At 35.8% G+C, this 16,580-nt stretch carries 17 protein-coding genes and 1 riboswitch; of the genes, 11 read left to right on the top strand and 6 right to left on the bottom strand.

What is annotated here, in order from left to right; translation table 11 throughout:
* Nucleotides 1-14 precede the first annotated feature (14 nt).
* Both BAU23_RS15125 and BAU23_RS15120 read left to right on the top strand, forming a co-directional pair.
* Nucleotides 15-662 carry a response regulator gene (locus BAU23_RS15125; RefSeq protein ID WP_000695780.1) on the top strand — a complete coding sequence of 216 codons (648 nt, stop codon included), beginning with the start codon at nt 15-17 and terminating at the stop codon, nt 660-662.
* A gap of 193 nt (nt 663-855) precedes the next feature.
* Nucleotides 856-1,482, top strand: a complete 627-nt coding sequence (locus BAU23_RS15120) for an FMN-dependent NADH-azoreductase (protein WP_000246731.1) — start codon at nt 856-858, stop codon at nt 1,480-1,482.
* A 57-nt stretch (nt 1,483-1,539) separates the two neighbouring features.
* Here the strand turns inward: BAU23_RS15120 and BAU23_RS15115 are convergent, their stop codons facing one another.
* Entirely contained in the window at nt 1,540-2,211 is a 672-nt protein-coding gene (locus tag BAU23_RS15115) for a transcriptional regulator YeiL (RefSeq protein ID WP_000703330.1), read from the bottom strand.
* Between the two features lie 107 nt (nt 2,212-2,318).
* Here BAU23_RS15115 and BAU23_RS15110 point away from each other — a divergent pair, with 107 nt between their 5' ends.
* Entirely contained in the window at nt 2,319-3,014 is a 696-nt protein-coding gene (locus BAU23_RS15110) for a YjjG family noncanonical pyrimidine nucleotidase (RefSeq protein WP_071734754.1), read from the top strand.
* 40 nt (nt 3,015-3,054) lie between these two features.
* On the opposite strand, the gene BAU23_RS15105 is transcribed toward BAU23_RS15110, so the two are convergent.
* Nucleotides 3,055-4,287, bottom strand: a complete 1,233-nt coding sequence (locus BAU23_RS15105) for a chloride channel protein (protein ID WP_000182459.1) — start codon at nt 4,285-4,287, stop codon at nt 3,055-3,057.
* A 318-nt stretch (nt 4,288-4,605) separates the two neighbouring features.
* Nucleotides 4,606-4,710: riboswitch (SAM riboswitch) on the top strand.
* A gap of 92 nt (nt 4,711-4,802) precedes the next feature.
* Here BAU23_RS15105 and BAU23_RS15100 point away from each other — a divergent pair.
* The 3 genes from BAU23_RS15100 (at nt 4,803) to BAU23_RS15090 (ending at nt 8,425) form a co-directional block, all read left to right on the top strand.
* The gene (locus BAU23_RS15100) at nt 4,803-6,101 is read left to right on the top strand and encodes a bifunctional O-acetylhomoserine aminocarboxypropyltransferase/cysteine synthase (protein ID WP_000504774.1); all 1,299 of its coding nucleotides are present in this window, start codon (nt 4,803-4,805) and stop codon (nt 6,099-6,101) included.
* The gene (gene metA, locus BAU23_RS15095) at nt 6,085-6,990 is read left to right on the top strand and encodes a homoserine O-acetyltransferase MetA (RefSeq protein WP_001121549.1); all 906 of its coding nucleotides are present in this window, start codon (nt 6,085-6,087) and stop codon (nt 6,988-6,990) included. Before BAU23_RS15100 ends, metA begins: the two co-directional genes overlap by 17 nt.
* A 139-nt stretch (nt 6,991-7,129) precedes the next feature.
* Nucleotides 7,130-8,425, top strand: a complete 1,296-nt coding sequence (locus BAU23_RS15090) for a homoserine dehydrogenase (protein ID WP_000659116.1) — start codon at nt 7,130-7,132, stop codon at nt 8,423-8,425.
* Between the two features lie 29 nt (nt 8,426-8,454).
* On the opposite strand, the gene BAU23_RS15085 is transcribed toward BAU23_RS15090, so the two are convergent.
* On the bottom strand, nt 8,455-9,081 hold the full coding sequence (locus BAU23_RS15085; RefSeq protein WP_071734753.1) for a YczE/YyaS/YitT family protein: 627 nt from the start codon (nt 9,079-9,081) through the stop codon (nt 8,455-8,457).
* A 97-nt stretch (nt 9,082-9,178) separates the two neighbouring features.
* Here BAU23_RS15085 and BAU23_RS15080 point away from each other — a divergent pair, with 97 nt between their 5' ends.
* Genes BAU23_RS15080 through BAU23_RS15060 form a run of 5 tightly spaced genes read left to right on the top strand, consistent with a single transcriptional unit; the run spans nt 9,179 to nt 13,653 of the window.
* Nucleotides 9,179-10,156 carry a LacI family DNA-binding transcriptional regulator gene (locus BAU23_RS15080; protein ID WP_071734752.1) on the top strand — a complete coding sequence of 326 codons (978 nt, stop codon included), beginning with the start codon at nt 9,179-9,181 and terminating at the stop codon, nt 10,154-10,156.
* 10 nt (nt 10,157-10,166) lie between these two features.
* Nucleotides 10,167-11,048, top strand: a complete 882-nt coding sequence (locus BAU23_RS15075) for an SGNH/GDSL hydrolase family protein (protein ID WP_116733299.1) — start codon at nt 10,167-10,169, stop codon at nt 11,046-11,048.
* Nucleotides 11,045-11,971, top strand: coding sequence for an ABC transporter ATP-binding protein (locus tag BAU23_RS15070; RefSeq protein WP_071734750.1), 927 nt, complete (start codon nt 11,045-11,047; stop codon nt 11,969-11,971). Before BAU23_RS15075 ends, BAU23_RS15070 begins: the two co-directional genes overlap by 4 nt.
* Entirely contained in the window at nt 11,964-12,956 is a 993-nt protein-coding gene (locus tag BAU23_RS15065; RefSeq protein ID WP_071734749.1) for an ABC transporter permease subunit, read from the top strand. Before BAU23_RS15070 ends, BAU23_RS15065 begins: the two co-directional genes overlap by 8 nt.
* Nucleotides 12,957-12,975: 19 nt before the next feature.
* Nucleotides 12,976-13,653, top strand: a complete 678-nt coding sequence (locus BAU23_RS15060) for a uracil-DNA glycosylase (RefSeq protein ID WP_071734748.1) — start codon at nt 12,976-12,978, stop codon at nt 13,651-13,653.
* 38 nt (nt 13,654-13,691) lie between these two features.
* Here the strand turns inward: BAU23_RS15060 and BAU23_RS15055 are convergent, their stop codons facing one another.
* From BAU23_RS15055 to BAU23_RS15045, 3 genes are all read right to left on the bottom strand, one after another.
* On the bottom strand, nt 13,692-13,985 hold the full coding sequence (locus BAU23_RS15055) for a DUF3817 domain-containing protein (RefSeq protein WP_000953396.1): 294 nt from the start codon (nt 13,983-13,985) through the stop codon (nt 13,692-13,694).
* 211 nt (nt 13,986-14,196) lie between these two features.
* Nucleotides 14,197-15,018: a Cof-type HAD-IIB family hydrolase gene (locus BAU23_RS15050; RefSeq protein WP_000221378.1), complete on the bottom strand. Its 822-nt coding sequence runs from the start codon at nt 15,016-15,018 to the stop codon at nt 14,197-14,199.
* 207 nt (nt 15,019-15,225) lie between these two features.
* Nucleotides 15,226-16,509, bottom strand: coding sequence for a purine/pyrimidine permease (locus BAU23_RS15045; RefSeq protein ID WP_000688893.1), 1,284 nt, complete (start codon nt 16,507-16,509; stop codon nt 15,226-15,228).
* Nucleotides 16,510-16,580 lie beyond the last annotated feature (71 nt).

Below are 16,580 nucleotides of genomic sequence, written 5' to 3'. Positions count from 1 at the left end.
AATGAGGGAAGTTTGTGAAAATAAAAGTATTGTTAGTTGATGATCATACAGTCGTTTTAAAAGGATTAGCGTTTTTTCTAAGTACACAGGAAGATTTTGAATTAGTTGGGGAAGCCAATAATGGAAAAGAGGCGTTAGTGAAAGTAGGCGAAACGAGTCCAGATGTCGTATTAATGGATTTATATATGCCTGAGATGGATGGAATTGAGGCAACAGCCTGCATTAAAAAAGAATACCCAAATGTGAAAGTAATTGTCTTAACTAGTTTTTCTGATCAGGCTCATGTATTGCCAGCATTGAAAGCTGGAGCAAGTGGTTATATTTTAAAAGATGTAGAACCAGATCAACTTGTTGAAGCTATTCGAAGCGCGTATAAGGGGAATATTCAATTACATCCCGATGTAGCAAATGCTCTTCTCTCTCAAACATTACCGGAGGAAGAGAAAGAAGAAGAGCCTTCCATTCAAGTGGATGTGCTAACTGCAAGAGAAAATGAAGTATTGCAGCTATTAGCGAAAGGGATGAGTAATAAAGAAATCGCCGCTGTTTTAGTTATTACAGAAAAAACGGTTAAAGCTCATGTGAGTAGTATTTTGAGTAAGTTACATTTATCCGATCGCACACAAGCAGCATTATATGCAGTAAAAAACGGAATTGTATAAGACAAAAGTCGTAAGACCTAGTTCGCCTTTAGAAGGTGGACTTTTTTTATGAAAAAATACGTCTATGTGAGGACGAAATTGTCTTGATATAAAGATAAAATGTATTTGTAAGCAACAACAATTACAAGGGAGTAATCCTTTTTCGTAAGTAATATATAACAACATAAGAGTGAGTAGTAGGAGGAAAAGAATCATGGCAACAGTTTTATTTGTAAAAGCAAACAACCGCCCAGCGGAACAAGCAGTAAGTGTGAAATTATACGAGGCATTTTTAGCAAATTATAAAGAAGCACATCCAAATGATACAGTAGTAGAACTTGATTTATATAAAGAAGAATTACCATATGTAGGCGTAGATATGATTAATGGTACATTCAAAGCAAGCAGAGGATTTGATTTAACAGAAGAAGAAGCAAAAGTAGTAGCAGTTGCTGATAAGTATTTAAATCAATTCTTAGAAGCTGATAAAGTTGTTTTCGGTTTCCCATTATGGAACTTAACGATTCCAGCCGTATTACACACGTATATTGATTATTTAAACCGTGCTGGTAAAACGTTTAAATATACACCAGAAGGTCCAGTCGGACTTATTGGAGATAAGAAAATTGCGTTATTAAATGCACGCGGCGGCGTATATTCTGAAGGACCAGCAGCTGAAGTAGAAATGGCTGTTAAATATGTAGCAAGCATGATGGGCTTCTTCGGTGCAACAAACATGGAAACGGTAGTTATCGAGGGACATAACCAATTCCCAGATAAAGCTGAAGAAATCATTACTGCAGGTCTTGAAGAAGCAGCTAAAGTAGCAAGCAAATTTTAATTAAAATTATAATCGTCACTCAAAAAACAGCATTAACTTTTATGTTAATGCTGTTTTTTATACTTTCAGCTCGTCAGCAAGTTTTTCTAATTGATTTCGATCTTGTATATAATATGTTCGGCCTTCTTTCTTTAAATAGTTTTGCTGGCAAAACTGGTTTAATACATATAAAAGATGGCGGTAACTGACGTTTAAGTATTCTGAGGCCTCAGTATGTTTTTCGGTATAGCAATTATTTTGTTCCGTTAATAGAATAAACGCAGCTAATCGGTTTTCAAACGAATAACTATAGTTTTTGGCGTAATTTTCTGTTCGGGTAATTGTTTTTTCTCCAATAAATTTGCATAGTTTCTGTAAAAAGGTAGCATCTTGCAATAAAAGATGCTGACAATCTTTAAGAGGAAGCGCTAAGCAAATACAATCTTCAATCACCTCAACCGCTTTTGTAACAGATTCTACGCCAATTAATCCTAATTCCCCAATGAATGAAGGTGCTTGAATAAAATTAATTAAAGAAACTTTCCCATTTTTATGGCTCATATATATTTTTGCTTTCCCGGAAATTAAGTAATAGAGATAGGGGAGGTCGATTCCCTCCTTACATATCATCTCTTTCTTTTGAAAAGAATGTAGTTCTACATATGGTAAGACATGAAAGGAAAAAAGAGTATGGAATTGATGAATTTGCATGTATTGATAAATTTCTTTCTCATTTTTACTAATTTTCATATTTTCACCCCTGTTTGTAGTATGAGATATCTCCTATTATTTTTACAAGGAAGAATGATACGATTTATGTAAATTTGTTTTTGTAGAAAAGAGAGTGTGAGGGGTTTATGAAAAAATATAAAACATTGCTATTTGATGTAGATGATACATTGTTAGATTTTCAGAAGGCGGAGAAAGTGGCGTTACGTATGCTCTTTGAAGAGAAAGGGATTCCTTTAACTAGCGAGGTAGAAGCGCAGTATAAAAAAATTAATAAAAGCCTTTGGGACGCTTTTGAAGAAGGTGAAATAAACCGTGATGAAGTCGTAAATACACGATTTTCGATTTTGTTTAAAGAGTACGGGGAAGAGGTAGATGGGATATTATTCGAAAATAATTATCGTAGCTACTTAGAAGAAGGAAACCAACTCATGCAAGGTGCATTTGAATTTATAAATCAAATTCAAAGTGAGTATGATTTATATGTAGTGACAAACGGTATTTCTAAGACGCAGGATAAACGTTTACGTAATGCAGGATTACATTCATTGTTTAAAGATATTTTTGTTTCTGAAGATACGGGATTCCAAAAGCCGATGAAAGAGTATTTTGATTATGTTTTTGAAAGGATTCCTAATTTTGCTTTTGAAGAAGGGCTCATTATTGGGGATTCGTTAAGTGCTGATATTAAAGGTGGATATGTAGCGGGAATTGATACTTGTTGGTTTAATCCAGAAAAGAAACCAAATAATAGCGAGATTGTGCCAACATATGAAGTGCATAGTTTTGAAGAGTTATACGCGCTATTAAAACAGCATGTGTAATAAAAATAGGCAGTGGAACTTTTGTCCCTACTGCCTATTTTTATTCGTTTGTAGCTTCGTTGTTTTTAGGAAGTGGAAATGCATTACCAATCGCTGCCGCCCCGAGCATTGGTAATAGTAAATTGAGCGGGAAAAACATAAGTAATAGCAAGGTTATAGCTATTGGCTTTCGTAACGCATAGCTTGAAATTGCTGTTGTTACGATGGCCACAGATGCGATTGGGTCTATAGGAAGAATAGAAGCTATAGCGTATCCGATACTTGATCCAGCAAATATAATTGGGAAAATATGTCCGCCGCGCCAACCCGTATTTAAACAAACGGCAGTAATACATAATTTTAAAACCCCGGAAAGAAGTAGTACCCAGAAGGATAAATGGCTCCATTCAACAACTAAATCTTTTAATTGATGTTCCCCTGAAAATAACGTGTACGGGAGAAAAGTTCCTGTAACCCCCAATAAAATACCGCCTATAATTCCAAGTGATACCTTGTATTCCTTGAAGGGATGGATTAATTTCTCTAATGTGAATTCTAATTTGAAATAAAAGAAACCAACTATAGCACCGATGCTAGCAAGTGGTAGAAAGGCGATCCATTCATTAAGAGAAAGGGAACCTTCCCCGAAATCAACAATAAAGGATCCACGATTATCGAGTTTACTAAGCAATAAATAAACGGAAAAACCAGCAAAAGTGGTAGCTAAATATACAATTGCTTTTTTTCCTTTAGAAAATTCGTTAATTTGTTCACCCTCATTTTCATTCGGGGCTAAGTAACCGAATAATGGTGCATTAAAAATTACACTTAAAGTAGCGCCAATTCCAACCTCTGTTAGTTCATTCATTCCCTTTAAAGCAAATTTAAAGCGATCTCCTACCCATGTACAAAGTCCACCGATAATTCCAACAAGTGCTGCTTCTGGACCTAAACTAGCTCCAAATATTAAAACGATAATCGCAGTTAAAGTAGCTTTATGTACAAAAGTGTATTCAATTCTACCTGTTTTTTTATATTCAGCCATTACTTCGGGCATGAGACGTGGATATGTACCGAAGTATTTTTGTGTTAAACCAACGAGGATACCACCGATAATTGTTACACAAATGGTGTAATAAGGGGGAGAAGAGAAAATAGTAGGTAAGTATCCCCAAATAAAGTGAATTCCGATATTTATCGTAACTAAAAATAACCAGACTGTAGCTCCTACTATAGAGCCTAAAAGAATGCCATATAGGACGAGTATATAGTGCATGTCCTTTTTATTTGTCATGTTATACCTCCGTTATGTAAGTTTTAATGTAGAAAGGATTAAATATGCTAGTGTGAAATGAATTGATATATATAGTATCTTTTTGAGAGGTTGGCTTATTCAATATATTGAATAAGCGTGAGAATCTTGAACCTATACGTCTAAACTACTTATTTAATTCTATATATTGATCGAGGTTTTTAAAAGGTCTTTTTTAAATGAATATGGAATATATTTCTTTTGTTGTTTATATTAAAGTTTTCGCATTTAATTTAGAACATTCAGAAAAACTGATTGACATCAGGAAATTATTGCTATAAAATCAACGGTAATTGCATAGTCTTATCAAGAAAAGGTGGAGGGACAGGCCCGATGAAACCTTGGCAACAGCCGTATAACGGAATTGTGCCAAATCCTGCAGGTAATAATCCTGAGAGATAAGAAAGAGCCTTTAGAGCGTGTTTTCAAACTGCTCCTTTCTTGTTTTCAGGAAAGGGGCAGTTTTTTATTTTGTATAAAAGAAAGGAGAATGAGAGATGGGAGAATCATGGGGAAAAGGAACAATTTGTGTGCAAGGTGGCTATACGCCAAAAAATGGTGAGCCGCGTGTTTTGCCACTTTATCAAAGTACAACGTATAAATACGATACTTCGGATGATTTAGCGGCACTATTTAATTTAGAGGCAGAAGGATATATATATACGCGTATTGGAAATCCTACTTTAGCTGCATTTGAGCAAAAGTTATCAGATTTAGAAGGCGGTGTAGGGGCTGTTGCGACAGCTTCTGGGCAGGCGGCTATTATGCTAGCAGTTTTAAATATTTGTAGTAGTGGAGATCACCTTCTTTGTTCTTCAACAGTTTACGGGGGAACATTTAATTTATTTGGAGTAAGTTTACGTAAGCTTGGCATTGATGTTACGTTCTTTAATCCCAATTTAACAGCAGATGAAATTGCGGCACTTGCTAACGATAAGACAAAACTCGTTTATGCAGAATCGCTAGGAAATCCAGCAATGAACGTTTTGAATTTCAAAGAACTTTCAGCGGCAGCAAAAGAATTAGAAGTACCTTTTATCGTTGACAATACATTAGCGACGCCTTATTTATGCCAGGCGTTTGAACATGGGGCAAACATTATCGTTCATTCAACGACGAAATATATCGATGGTCATGCAAGCTCTTTAGGCGGCATTGTTATTGACGGAGGGAACTTTGATTGGACAAATGGAAAATATCCTGAGCTTGTTGAACCTGATCCGAGTTATCACGGTGTGAGTTATGTTCAAAATTTTGGAGCAGCAGCTTATATTGTGAAAGCACGCGTTCAGTTATTAAGAGACTATGGAAACTGTATGAGCCCATTCAATGCATATATTAGCAACATTGGTCTGGAAACATTGCATTTACGAATGGAGCGTCATAGTGAAAATGCTCTTGCAGTTGCTAAGTGGCTTGCTAATCATGATCGTATTGAGTGGGTGAATTATCCGGGATTAGATAGTAATGAAAATTACTCGTTAGCACAAAAGTATTTGAAAAAAGGTGCTAGTGGAGTTTTAACTTTCGGTATTAAAGGCGGATTAGAAGCAGCAAAAGAATTTATCGCAAATGTAAAACTGGCAACTCTTGTAACGCATGTAGCTGATGCAAGAACTTGCGTCATACATCCTGCTAGTACGACGCACAGACAGTTAAGCGCAGAAAATCAGCGTTTAGCTGGCGTTACATCGGATTTAATCCGTTTATCGGTCGGTATAGAAGATGTTGCTGATATTATTGCAGATTTAGAAGCGGCGCTAGTCGGAGGCAAACAACATGCCGATCATAATTGATAAAGATTTACCAGCTCGCAAAGTATTGCAGAAGGAAAATATTTTTGTAATGACGAAGGAGCGAGCAGTAACACAAGATATACGTGCTTTGAAAATTGCTATATTAAATTTAATGCCTACAAAGCAAGAAACAGAGGCGCAATTACTTCGTTTAATTGGAAATACACCGTTGCAATTAGATGTTCATTTACTTCATATGGAATCGCATCTGTCTCGTAATGTAGCGCAGGACCATTTAACGAGCTTCTATAAAACATTCCGTGATATTGAGAATGAAAAATTTGATGGACTCATTATTACAGGGGCCCCAGTTGAAACTCTTTCTTTTGAAGAAGTAGATTATTGGGAAGAGCTTGGACGTATTATGGAGTACTCAAAAAGGAATGTAACATCTACGCTTCATATTTGCTGGGGGGCACAAGCGGGTTTGTATTATCACTATGGTGTGCCGAAGTATCCTCTTGCGGAAAAAATGTTTGGTGTATTTGAACATGAGGTTCGTGAGCAACATGTGAAATTGTTACAAGGGTTTGATGAAGTATTTTTTGCTCCGCATTCTCGTCATACAGAAGTACGAGAGAGCGATATTGAAACCGTAAAAGAATTAACGTTATTAGCCAATTCTGAAGAAGCGGGTGTTCATCTTGTTATTGGGCAAGAGGGACGGCAAGTTTTCGCACTCGGACATAGTGAATATAGTTGTGATACGTTAAAGCAAGAATACGAACGTGACCGTCAAAAAGGATTAAATATTGATGTGCCAAGAAATTACTTTAAACATAATAATCCAGATGAGAAGCCGCTTGTTAGGTGGAGAAGTCATGGGAATTTATTATTCTCTAATTGGTTGAATTATTACGTGTATCAAGAAACCCCTTATGTATTGTAAAGAAAGATTGTGTAACACGTGGTGGCGTTTTCCTTGTAAAGATTAACCTTTATTTTTCCGAATGTTCTAAATTCATTGTTTTTCAGATTTTTCGTCTATATAATTCATCTAAACACAATTTTGAGGGGTGGACAGTATTATGAAAGAAATTCAAGTGGGGTTATTAGGTCTTGGGACAGTTGGTAGCGGTGTAGTTCGTATTATTACAGATCATCAAGAACGACTTATACACCAAGTAGGTTGTCCAGTGAAAGTAACGAAAGTGTTAGTGCAAAACATTGAGAAGGAGAGGGAGGTCGAGGTATCTTCTACTCTATTAACACAAGATGTGAATGAAATTTTAGATAATCCTAATATTGATGTTGTCATCGAAGTAATGGGCGGCATTGATGATGCAAAAGCATATATTTTACAAGCTTTACAAAGTGGGAAGCACGTTGTGACTGCAAATAAAGATTTAATGGCGTTACACGGAGCGGAATTATTAGCGGTAGCAAAGGATAATAAGGCGGATCTGTTTTATGAAGCAAGTGTAGCCGGAGGAATTCCGATTTTACGAAGCATCGTAGAAGGACTTTCTTCAGATCTTATTACGAAAGTAATGGGAATTGTAAATGGAACGACAAATTTTATTTTGACGAAAATGTCAGACGAAGGGAGAGCATATAACGACGTGTTAAAAGAAGCTCAGCAGCTTGGATTTGCAGAAGCAGATCCAACATCAGACGTAGAAGGTTTAGATGCAGCAAGGAAAATGACGATTTTGGCTACTCTCGGTTTCTCTACAAATGTAGAGCTTGGAGATGTGAAGGTAAAAGGAATTACTTCTATTACAGCAGAAGATATTGAATATAGTAAGAGCTTAGGCTATACAATTAAATTAATTGGTCTTGCAAAGCGAGATGGTGAAAAATTAGAGGTTACAGTTGAACCAACTTTACTTCCAAATGCACATCCTCTTGCGGCAGTACAAAATGAATATAACGCTGTGTATGTGTATGGTGAAGCGGTAGGAGAAACGATGTTTTATGGACCGGGAGCAGGAAGCTTACCGACAGCGACAGCTGTTGTTTCGGATCTAGTTGCTGTAATGCAAAATATTAGGTTAGGTGTAAACGGAAATAGTGCGGTATCTCCTCAGTATAAAAAAGTATTAAAAGAGCCAGATGAAATTGTTGTGAAAAAGTTTTTAAGACTGCATGTGAAAGATGAAATTGGTGTGTTCGCAAAAATCACGTCATTGTTCTCAGAGCGCGGTGTTAGCTTTGAAAAGATTATTCAAATGCCGCTTGAAGAGAAAGGGAAAGCAGAAATCGTAATTGTAACGCATCGTGCTTCTCTTGCAGATTACGATTACATTCTACATACATTGCAATCGTATGAAGAAATAGATTGTTTGAAAGCAAACTATCGAATTGAAGGAGATGCTAAGTAGTATCTCTTCTAATAAAATGAAAAAACCTATTAAGCGGCTTGCTTAATAGGTTTTTTTCTATTTAAAATTTGCGTACCAATTTGAATAAATGCTTGAATAATCCAACCTGTTGTAAAGGATAAGATAATTGTTCCAAAATAGATTGGCCCATCCAATAAGAAGCTTAATGTTAAAAATAAAAAAGCTAATGAAATTTCTGTTCTTCTAAATGTCCATTTCTTTTTCTCAGCAACAGTTAAAACGAAAGCCTCTTGAGGTGCCGCGCAAAGGTTTGTAGAGACGTAAAGGCCGATTCCGGCTCCGATGAATAGATTTCCGCAAATAAGTGTTATATATTTTGGAAGAGAGCGGATAATGTTCATAATGGTCGTAATAGAACCAACCCAATCAACAAAAAGAGAAATAAGAATCATCGTTACAATTGTGCCGATTGTAATTTGTTTTTTGTCCCAAAAGAGTACGATAAGGGTAAAAACAAAGTTAATCATGAAAATCCAAAAACCAATACTTATGCCGAAATTTTGATATAGTGCAATAAAGAAGGAATCATAAGGGCTAAGTCCAAAGGAAGTAATTGTCGTCATCATATTAATACCGATGGCGAGAATGAGTAAACCGCCAATGAAAAATATATATTCTAATTTGAATCGAAGCATAGTTGTATATCCTTTCAAAATGTATTTGCTAGGATAGGATATATTGTGAAAAGCTTACCAGGTCAAGGGAGAATTTTTGTGAGAAGAGGAAAATGAGATGACGAATATAAGAAAGATTGCTGAACTCGCTGGGGTATCTGTTTCAACAGTTTCACGTGTACTTAATAATCATCCGTACGTAAATGAACAGAAACGAAAAGAAATTTTAGCAATTATAGAAGAATTAAATTATACGCAAAATGTAAATGCGATTCATTTAGTGAAAGGAAAAACAAATGTAATCGGTGTTTTATTGCCGCATGTAAATGATCAATATTATAGCGCTATTATTGAGGGAATATCAAAGGAAACGGCACAGAAAAATTATAATATGATGCTTTGTCAGACGAATTATAGTGAGGAAAGAGAATTAGAAATTCTGAATATGTTAAAAATGAAAAAGCTTGATGGGGTTATTATATGTTCCAGGGCAAATAGTAAGGAGAAGCTTGAAGAATATACGAAATTTGGTCCAATTGTTATGTGTGAAGAAATAGATTCAAAATACATTTCAGGTGTACATATTGATTACTATAAAGTTTTTTCGCGCGGTATGAAAAGCTTAATAGATACCGGCCATACACGCATTGGATATTGCATTGGAAGAAGTAATAGCATTAATAGTCAAAGAAGAAAACAGGCGTATGAGGATTCGCTTCAACAGATTGCCGTAAAACCGTTAGAAGCCTGGAAGTTTAAAGGCTGTTTTACAGTGGAAGATGGACGTAATGTAGTCAGAGAATGGGCTCGTATGTCTGTAAAACCGACGGCGTTTCTTGTATCCTGTAACCATATTGCTGCGGGAATGGTAACAGAAGCGAAAAAACAAGGAATTCGAATGCCAGAAGATATTACGGTTATCGGATGTGATGATCAAGAAGTGGCAGATATATTAGGTATAACAACGATTTCGCATCCTAGTAAAAATGTTGGGATAAAAGCGTTTGAATTATTATATGAAAAGATTAATGAAGAGAAATTAGATGTGAAGCATATAGAGTTATTACCAGAGTTAGTGGATAGAGAAACGACTTAATGGAGAAGGTGTGAAAATCGCTTTTCAAAATTGCGTTTGGTATAATTATGGACAATCTATGAGGGCTAAAAGGGGTTTTGATATGAGATCAAAAGTAGTAAAAGTAATTCTACTCATTACAATTGCATCTTTCTGTTTATTTGCATATGGCTTTGTTTCAGGTGTAAACGATGTATTAAATCCGAAAGCTTCAAATTTAATAAAAAAGACCGATGTAGTGGCAAAAGAGAAAAAGAAAACGGGAACATTACAAATAGTTAGTTTAGGTGATTCATTAACACGTGGTGTTGGTGATAAAGAAGGAATTGGCTATATTGGGCGTATGAAAGAGGATTTACAAAAAGATTATAAGCAAAAGGTTGCATTAACAAACTTAGCTGTTAGTGGTGCAAAGATGCCCGACTTATTAAAACAAATTGAGAGTAGTGGCGCTCAATATTCAATTAAGCAAGCAGATGTAATCGTTTTAACAATTGGAGGAAATGATTTATTTCCTGGCTGGGAATCGCTTGGAAAGATAGATTTAGAAACATACCGTCCTGATACAGCGACGTTCCAAAATGAAGCGAAGAAAATAATAGAAGAAATTCGTAAGTTAAATACAGATAGCCCTATTTTTTGGCTTGGTTTATACAATCCTTTTGAAGATGTAGAAGATTTAAAAGGTTCTTCAAACATCGTTGTAGACTGGAATGCATCTTTAGAAAAATTAGCGCTAAATGATAAAAATGTATATATTACACCGACATTTGATCTATTCCAAAATCGTGGGAAAGAATTATTATACTCCGATCATTTTCATCCGAATGAAGTAGGGTATACATATATGGCAGACCGATTAGTTCAAAATGTTGTGAGTAAATTAAAACTAGAACAAGGAGGGATAAAATGACGACGATACTTTCCGTACGAGACGTGAAGAAGGTAATTGGAAAGAAGACAATTGTAGAGAATATTTCCTTCGATGTAAAACAAGGGGAAGTGTTTGGCTTCCTAGGGCCGAATGGTGCCGGAAAAACGACTACAATTCGAATGTTAGTTGGATTGATTAAAGAAACAGAGGGTACGATTTCTATCGGTGGTTATTCGATTAAGGAAAATTTCAGAGAAGCGATGCGTCAAATAGGGAGTATCGTTGAAAACCCAGAACTGTATACATATTTAACTGGATGGGAAAATTTAAAACAATTTGCCCGTATGCTAGGTAATATATCAGATGAACGTATTCTTGAAATTGCTCAAATGGTTCATTTGGACGAAAGAATTCACGACAAGGTAAAGACATACTCACTCGGTATGAAGCAGCGCCTTGGAATTGCCCAGGCACTTCTTGGAAATCCCAAATTGCTCATATTAGATGAGCCAACAAATGGTTTAGACCCAGCTGGAATTAGAGAACTTAGGGAATTTATACATAAGCTTGTGAAAGAAGAAAATATGAGTGTGTTTATTTCAAGTCACTTGCTAAGTGAAGTACAAATGATATGCGATCGTGTTGCTATTATTCATAAAGGGAAAATGATAACAGTTGCCAAGGTTGAAGAGTTAATTAAAACAGCAAGTGATCGTGTAGAATGGATTGTTACACCGATCTCTAAGGCAAAAAATATGCTTGAAGATGCTGAGGAAGTAAGGGAAGTAAGGGAAGTAAGTATAGAAGGTGATCGATTACTATGCCGCATGGATATTGCATCTATAAGTAGTTGGAATAAACTCTTTGTAGAAAATGGGATAGATGTGCATAGCGTTAAGGAACTGGTATTTACGCTAGAAGATTTATTTATTGAACTCACAAGGGGTGAGCAGCATGCGTGAATTTGCGAATCTAGTTTTAAATGAATCGGAGAAAATCTATCGTAAAAAACGTATTTTTGTTGTCATGCTTATTTTAGCAATTTTGATCCCACTTTTTGTGTATGCTCAGTATCGTGAAATAGAAAGGACGCAAAAAAGACTCGGTACAACGGATTGGAAAGTTTCATTACAACAACAAATTGTTGATTCACAGAACCGTTTGAATAACTCTAGATTGCCAGAAGAATGGCGTGATTGGCTAAAGGTAAGAGTGGAACAACAACAATATTATTTAGATCATGATATTAACCCGATGGCGCCGGGCGCACCGACTTTTGTAAGGGCATTTATTGAGCAAGGAATTACATTATTTATTCCGCTTCTTGTAATGATTGTCGCTATTGATATTGTTTCAGGAGAACGAAGTGATGGGACGATGAAGATGTTACTTACGCGGCCAATCCGGCGCTGGAAAATACTTCTTAGTAAATACGTGACGATGTTATTTTTCATTTCACTCATACTGCTTCTTGTAGGTTTGTTTGCTTACGCATTATCTGGGCTTGTATTTGGATACTCTGGATGGAACTTGCCTGTTTTAACAGGATTCGTCATTGATAAGGAGACATTAAATACGAATTTTGTACATCTTATTCCGCAGTGGCAATACATCTTAATGGCGTATGGATTAGCTTGGTTTGTTGCTATCGTTGTCGGAACTATATCATTTATGGTCTCGGTTTTAATTCGTAATACACCAGCTGGTATGGGCGTTATGCTAGCCGCATTAATTGCAGGAGGCATTTTAAGCTCATTCGCAACATCTTGGGAAGGCGCGAAATATATTTTTAGTGTGAACTTAACGTTAACGGATTATTTATCAGGAAAATTACCTGCATTACAAGGTTTATCGATGGGATTTTCTTTAATGAATTTAACTGTTTGGGCAGTTGTTTCCCTTATTATTTCGTTTGTAGTATTTACAAGGCAGGATATGGTGAATTAATTGGACAGGAAGTGAAAGTATGGAAAACATTTTGCAGAATGATTGGGGACCATTACTGGGGCCAGAATTTGAGAAAGAATACTATCAAAATTTAGCTAACTTTTTAAAAGAAGAGTATGAGGAGCATGTGATTTATCCAAAGGTAGAAGATATTTTTAACGCTCTTCAGTATACAAGCTATGCAAATACAAAGGTTGTCATTTTAGGACAGGATCCATATCATGGGCCGAATCAAGCGCATGGTTTAAGTTTTTCTGTACAACCTGGTATTAAAACACCACCTTCATTGTTAAATATGTATAAAGAACTTCGAGATGAATATGGTTATGAAATTCCGAATAACGGTTATTTAGTAAAGTGGGCGGAGCAAGGAGTTTTATTATTAAATACTGTGTTAACGGTTCGTCAAGGTGAGGCGAATTCTCATAAGAGAAAAGGATGGGAGCATTTCACAGATCGCGTAATCGAGTTATTAAATGATCGTGAAAAACCAGTTATTTTCATATTGTGGGGACGTCATGCACAGGCGAAGAAGAAGTTAATTACGAATACAAATCATCATATTATCGAGTCTGTACACCCAAGTCCATTATCGGCAAGACGAGGTTTCTTTGGTAGTAAGCCGTACTCTAAAGTAAATACAATTTTAGCTAATATGGGCGAAAGAGAAATTGATTGGGAAATTCCAAATTTATAAATAGAAAAGGTAGTTAACAGTCGTTAACTACCTTTTTATTATTGTTGTTCGTTCTTTAGTTTTGCATCTAGTACAAAAGTACCGAATGGGATAACTGATGAAACGAATGCCCCAAGTGCCCATAAAATTGATTTGCGGTGTACGATTGTTACTTGAATTACTGCAAAGATGAATAGAATAAATAAAACGCCATGAGCCATGCCTGTAATTTTAACAGCTGTTGCAAATCCTGCGAAATATTTCAATGGCATTGCTACAAATAATAGTAGTAGGAAAGAAATCCCCTCAACGAGTCCAATTGCTCTTAATCGTCCGATTGGTGTAGATAACATGTAAAGTAGCCTCCTTTAACGTATGCTTGTTTATAGTAAATTTGTATTCTTTTTCAAAATAAAATAGTCTATTTTGTTTCATTATATACAAAAAGAAAGTTTACACTACGAGAATAGTGCAAAGTTCAAAATATAGTCACAAAAGCATGAGAATTTAAATAAAAACCTATTTGAAGTGTTTGACTTCAAATAGGTTTTATGAGTGAAAATATTAAACAAGTGCTTCTCTTTTTAGTACGAACTTCTCTACAACTTTTGCAACACCGTCGTTCATATTTGTATCTGTTACATAGTTTGCAATTTCTTTAATATCATCTGGCGCATTGCCCATTGCAACACCAAGACCAGCGAATTCGATCATTGCTTGGTCGTTATAGCTATCGCCCATTGCGATAACTTCCTCGCGCTTAATCCCAAGTTTTTGGATTAGTTGGTTTAGGCTTGTTCCTTTTGTAACACCATATTCAGTAAATTCTAAGAAGAATGGTTTAGAGCGCATAACGCTTAATTGTCCTTCTAGTTGTTTTTGTAGTTTCTTTTCTACTTCAACAAGGCGTTCAGCTTCTTTGTTCATTAATACTTTTACTACAGGTTCTGTTACAGCAGCTTTAAACTCATCTACTACAACAATTGGCATACCAGTAATATCGCCCTCAATTTCAGTATAAGGATTATTTTCTTCTGTTACGATATCATCGCCAATATAAGTATGAATCCATACGTCTTCAGTTTTACTAATTTCAAATAGGTTGTGAACGATTTCAGGAGATAGCGTACTACTAAAGATTTCTTCGTTTGTTTTACAGTTAATAATTTTTGCGCCATTAAAAGATAGAATGAAACTACCGTATTCTTCTAAACGAAGTTCTTTAGCTACATTGCGCATACCAAACGTTGGACGTCCAGAAGCCAGTACAACTTTAACCCCTTGCTCTTGTGCTGTCATTAAAGCCTCTTTCGTGCGAGGTGAAATAGTATGGTCATCACGTAATAAAGTATCATCTAAATCTAAAACAATCATTTTATAAGTCATATAGAAAATTCCTCTCTTTGTTGGAATAGAAATAAATTTTTATGAAGATATTGGGGAATATATATAGTAAGACATCGAACCTCTTTTCATGAAAATCAGAAAGGTTCTGCATTGTTAGTATAAATTATCATGAGCGTGTTGCCCATGATAATTTATCATTATCGTAACAACTCTAAAGGTAGAGTGCAATAATGGAAGTTTTCCAATTTACGATAGTTGCTTTTCGTTCGAACGAGAAAATAGTATTTCCAGCAAAATAGCCATTACGGATCCGAGAACAAGACCGTTACTTAAAAATGATGCTAAAAATGGTGGTAGCGTAGAAAATGCTCCTGCCGGAATGAACATAACTCCCACTCCTGTAAATATTGAAAGACCTGCTACTTTAAATAATTGTTCTTTATTTTGTACAGTGTTATATTCGCGAAAAGCGAGACCAATCATGCTTGCAAATACAGGATAAATCGCAGCATACCCAACTGCAACGGGGATTGCTGCAAAGAATGAAGTAATCTTTGGGAATATACTAACAAGAATGATAAAGCTTGACCCTAACATAAATGGAAGGCGTTTATAAATATTTGTCGTTGCGATAAATCCTGCTGATCCAGAAATGGCAACAGGACCAATGGCTGAAAATAGGCCGCCGAGTAATTGATTTATTCCTGTTATAATGCCAGCTTGTTTGAAGCGATCTGGAGCGGCATCTTTTTCATATTTAGAAACAACCTTTTGTACAACGCGAATACTTGCTAACATATTTGTTAGAAGTAATAGTGTGACGAAAACTACCGTAATTGCCATGTTCCATTCAATGCGAGGCATTCCGAAAACAAATAGAGATGGAAGACGAATTATATCTGTCACAGGTGTTACTGGATTAGATAATCCGAAGCACGCGAATAATATCCAGCCGCAGACGATACTGAAAAGAACAGAATATTGTCCAATAATAGGTAGCTTCATAATGAAAAAAGATAGTAAAATAACAATGAGTGAAAGAATAAATACGTTAGCCTGTACTTCTGTGTGTTGTCCATCAAGACCAAACATTCCTTTTAAGAAGGAGCCACTAAGTTGTGCGACAAGAAGGAATAAATATGTTCCAATTACTGTCGGTGTAAAGTAACGAACTAGTTTATCAATAAGTCCAAAAACACTAAGAATAATACAAATGATTCCGCTTAATAGGAAAGCGTATTGAAGGACCTTAAGTGTTTCATTGCTTGATCCAAATAATACGACGCCTAAACTTGCATAAAGGGAGAAAATTCCCCACCAAAGGCCTGCAGGACCTTCTTGAATGGGAAGTTTATGCCCAAATATAGCTTGCAAGAGACCAGCAAATCCGAGAACAAATAATGTTCTTTGTACAAACGCGATGGCTTCAGCGCCATCAAGACCGTAACTAGTTGCGACACTAATTGGTACAATAAGACTTCCAGCTAAAATAAATAGTGCCCATTGCAAGGCAGAAAGAAATATCTTCATTATATCGACCTCTTTCATAGATTCCGTTTCTAGTATATACGTATTTCATTTCCTCTGGCAAAGATTGTAGA

It is taken from the genome of Bacillus nitratireducens (genome assembly GCF_001884135.1).
Classification (GTDB): domain Bacteria; phylum Bacillota; class Bacilli; order Bacillales; family Bacillaceae_G; genus Bacillus_A; species Bacillus_A nitratireducens.
Note: the sequence above shows the minus strand (reverse complement) of the source record. Positions and strands in the feature narration are given on the sequence as shown.